The organism is Microcoleus sp. BM001215392 (genome assembly GCF_036700185.1).
In the GTDB taxonomy this organism is placed as follows: Bacteria; Cyanobacteriota; Cyanobacteriia; order Cyanobacteriales; family Microcoleaceae; genus Microcoleus.
Genome location: NZ_JAUBOJ010000551.1, coordinates 1 through 3,636, shown reverse-complemented (window position 1 = coordinate 3,636; position 3,636 = coordinate 1). Strand labels below are relative to the sequence as shown.

Sequence of the window (3,636 nt, the reverse complement as noted above, 5' to 3'; positions counted from 1 at the left end):
GGCGAAAATTTATCGGTTAAACCTAAGATTTTATGTCCAAATGCTACGCCCTTCTCTGATTTTTGCACTCTTGTCTATTACTCCAATACTCGGACTTTTAGGTAGAGGTCGCTCTCCTTCGGTCAACCCTCAAGCGGTCAACTGTCAACTGTTGAAACTGACTGTAAACTATGGTTGAGTCAACCAATTTATTTATTTTGATTAGGTATTATTTCTGATTCGGTCAATTAAATTAACTATTTATCAATCCGATCGCCAAGGCGATCGATACTTTAGATGTAGCGTGCATTTGGCAAATATAAGCATAATTACAGGCTAATTGTCAACGAATTATCATTTGTCCTGAAGTATTCGGCAAATCGAGCGATTTTTAAACCGTAGTAATTCGGATTAAAGATAACTGTCAAGGTATCTCCCAGTCAGTAAAATTGCGGATATTCCACCACTTGTTTACTACAAAAGAAGTTGGCAATAACACGGAATTGGGATGGGAATAGGCGATATGCCGGAGGCATATCGCCCGCCAGATTATAATTGACGCACACTCTGGTATGCTAGAAATCAGATCGATTTTAGGTCAAGGCACAGAATTTACGATTTTTATTCTACGTTAATCCGTAGTTTAGTAAAACTAATTCTAAAATGAGTTTTACTAAACTAGGGGCGAGCATCTATAGCCAAACAGCATCGCGAGCAGCTATTTCAAAAAGCAAATATATCTGTAGGAGCGAAGCACTCCTTCATAGCTGACCGATATATATCTAAAAACCGGGTCGATCTGATTAATTTTTTGTTAATTAAGCAAAAAATTAGCAAAAAACCCGGTTTCTCAACTCGCAAGTCTGCATAGATTAACTGACATTTTGAGTTTGTAACTAGCATGAAACGAAATAAAAATAATATCTTAGAGGGTTTCGCAGGAGCTGGTTCAGCCTAGAATTTATACTAGGAAAGAGTCTATTTCGACAAAAACCGCCCTTTTTCATGTTTTATTTCGTTGTACCGACTTACTCAGCCAGCCCTATCGAATGCGGGCAGATTTTCTTGAAACTCTCATTCTAATGTTTGGCATCAAACAATTTACGAAGTATTGAATGATTAGATTTTTATTAAACATTGAAACCATCACTTACACCATTAACAATAATGTCCCAATCCTTAGACAATCATAAATCTGAAGACCATGACCTGTTGCTATCTCTAAGAGACAGGCAATTACGCACGCTTTTTGAAACAACCTTAGATGCGATCGCGCTCTCCGATAGCCAAGGGCGTTACATAGATGTCAACCCCGCCGCCTGTGAATTATTTGGGATAGAGAGAGAGCAACTGCTAGGACGCTGCATCATAGAGTTTACAGAACCAGACTTTAATTTCCAAGCAGCATCGCAACAATTTCAGCAACAAGAAAAAATGCGAGGTGAGTTGAGCTTAGTACGGGCTGATGGGCAGATCCGCGTAGTAGAATATGTGACGAAGGCAAACTTTTTGCCCCATCGCCATCTGTCAGTAATGCGAGATATTACAAAACGCAAACTGGCAGAGATACAAGTCCAAGAACTCAAAGACCAACTCCAACAAGCCCACAATTAACTACGGGATGCGGGGATTGAGCCTGTTAGTTTCGCTTCTGTCGCAGATGATTATCGCCTCAAGCAAATTGCCCGTCACATCCCCGGTTTTATTTATCAGTTTTGTCTGAACCCTGATGGAACTGCCAATTTGCCCTACGCCAGCGACGGGATGCGAGATATTTATGGCGTTTCCCGAGAAGAAGTAGACGAGAATCCCACTCAAATTTTTAACTTTGTCCATCCTGAAGATGTCGATCGCGTCAATCAATCCATTCTTGAATCCGCCTCACACCTCACACCTTGGTATTGCGAACATCGAGTTTGTTTACCTAATGGCAGATTGCTGTGGTTGCTAGGTCATTCTACACCCCAGCAAGAACTCGATGGCAGTATAAATTGGTATGGCTATATTCAAAACATCACAGAAATCAAAGCCGCAGAAATCGCCCGGCGCCAAAGTGAAAATAAATTCCGCAGCATCATTGAAAATATCAACGATTTGGTTTATATCATCAATCCCGATTCCACCTTCAGCTATGTCACTCCCCAATTCAAAGAAGTGATGGGATATGAGTTAGCAGAATTGCTAAATAAATCTTTTGCTTTATTCGTTGCTGCCGAAGATTTACCAAAGTATAAGGATGCTTTTCATCGCTGTCTCCGAGGCGAACAAGTGCGGGGGCTTGAATATCGAGTTTTGCATCGCGATGGCAAATATCACTGGCACTCCTCAAATGTCTCAGCCCTAAAAGATGAAAACGGGCAAATTATTTCCTGTTTGGGAATAGCGCGTTACATCCACCACACCAAACAAGCACAAATCGCTTTAGAAGAAAGTAACAGTCGCTGGCAGTTAGCCATAGAAGGAGCCGGAGATGGCACTTGGGATTGGAATCTCAAAACAAACGAAGTGATTTTTTCTCGGCAGTTGAAAGCGATGCTGGGCTATGCAGAACACGAAATTACTAATACTTTAGAAGAGTGGAATAGTCGGCTGCATCCCGACGATTTATCCCAATGCTATCAAGATATTGCTCAACACCTGAACGGTCAAAATTCTAATTATCGCAACGAACATCGCCTGCGCTGTCAAGATGGTACTTATAAATGGATTTTAGCTCGCGGTCAGGTGACTGAATGGGACAAAAACGGTCAACCTTTGCGGTTTATTGGCACTAATTGCGATATTAGCGATCGCAAAACCGCCGAATTAGAACTAGAGCAGTTTTTTAGCGTTACTCTCGATTTGCTCTGCATTGCCGATGTCAGCGGTCACTTTCGCCGCCTAAATCGTGCTTGGGAAAACACTCTCGGCTACAGCATTCAAGAATTAGAACGTCAAATATTTCTAGATTTTGTTCATCCCGACGATCTCGCCTCAACCTTAGAGGCGATGTCTGATTTGAGTCAACAGAAACAAATCCCCGAATTTATTAACCGCTATCGTGCCAAAGATGGCACTTATCGATATATTGAATGGCGTGCCGCTCCCTGTGGAAATTTCGTTTATGCAGCAGCACGGGATATTACGGATCGCAAACAAGTCGAAATAGAGTTAGACCGCTCTCAATCAGAATTAATGGCACTATTTAACGCCATGCAGGATGTGATTATTGTTTTGAATTCAGAGGGACGCTATCTCAAAATTGCTCCCACTTCCGCGCCCGATTTGTACAAACCTTCAGATGAACTTTTAGGCAAAAAACTGCACGAACTTCTTCCCCAAAATGTAGCAGATTTGTTCCTCCACACTATTCGCCAAGCCATTATCGATCGCTCCATAACGCACTTAGAATACTCATTACCCATAGGCGATAGGTTAGTCTGGTTTGATGCCAGGATTTCTCCCATGTCTGAAGATCGAGTGGTTTGGGTAGCAAGAGATATCACAAATCGCAAACGTCAAGAACAATCTCTCCGCTTAATAGTCGAAGGTACCGCAGGGAAAACAGGCGAAGAATTCTTTAAAAGTTGCGTCCAATATCTGGCCCAAGTATTAGAAGTTCGTGTAAGGATTCAGGTCAAAAAAAATTCAGTGACGGCATCTGGTAAAATAAACGAA

General features: G+C 41.8%; 2 protein-coding genes. Both read left to right on the top strand.

The features are described from left to right. Positions 1-1,146 precede the first annotated feature (1,146 nt). The gene (locus QT974_RS32480) at positions 1,147-1,593 is read left to right on the top strand and encodes a PAS domain S-box protein (RefSeq protein ID WP_333472481.1); all 447 of its coding nucleotides are present in this window, start codon (positions 1,147-1,149) and stop codon (positions 1,591-1,593) included. Between the two features lie 15 nt (positions 1,594-1,608). Next, on the top strand, positions 1,609-3,636 hold a 2,028-nt coding region (locus QT974_RS32475), incomplete at its 3' end, for a PAS domain-containing protein (protein WP_333472482.1).

Bases quoted from the DNA above. Each gene is read 5' to 3' on its own strand.
- QT974_RS32480 (WP_333472481.1), top strand. From the start codon at position 1,147: ATGTCCCAATCCTTAGACAATCATAAATCTGAAGACCATGACCTGTTG.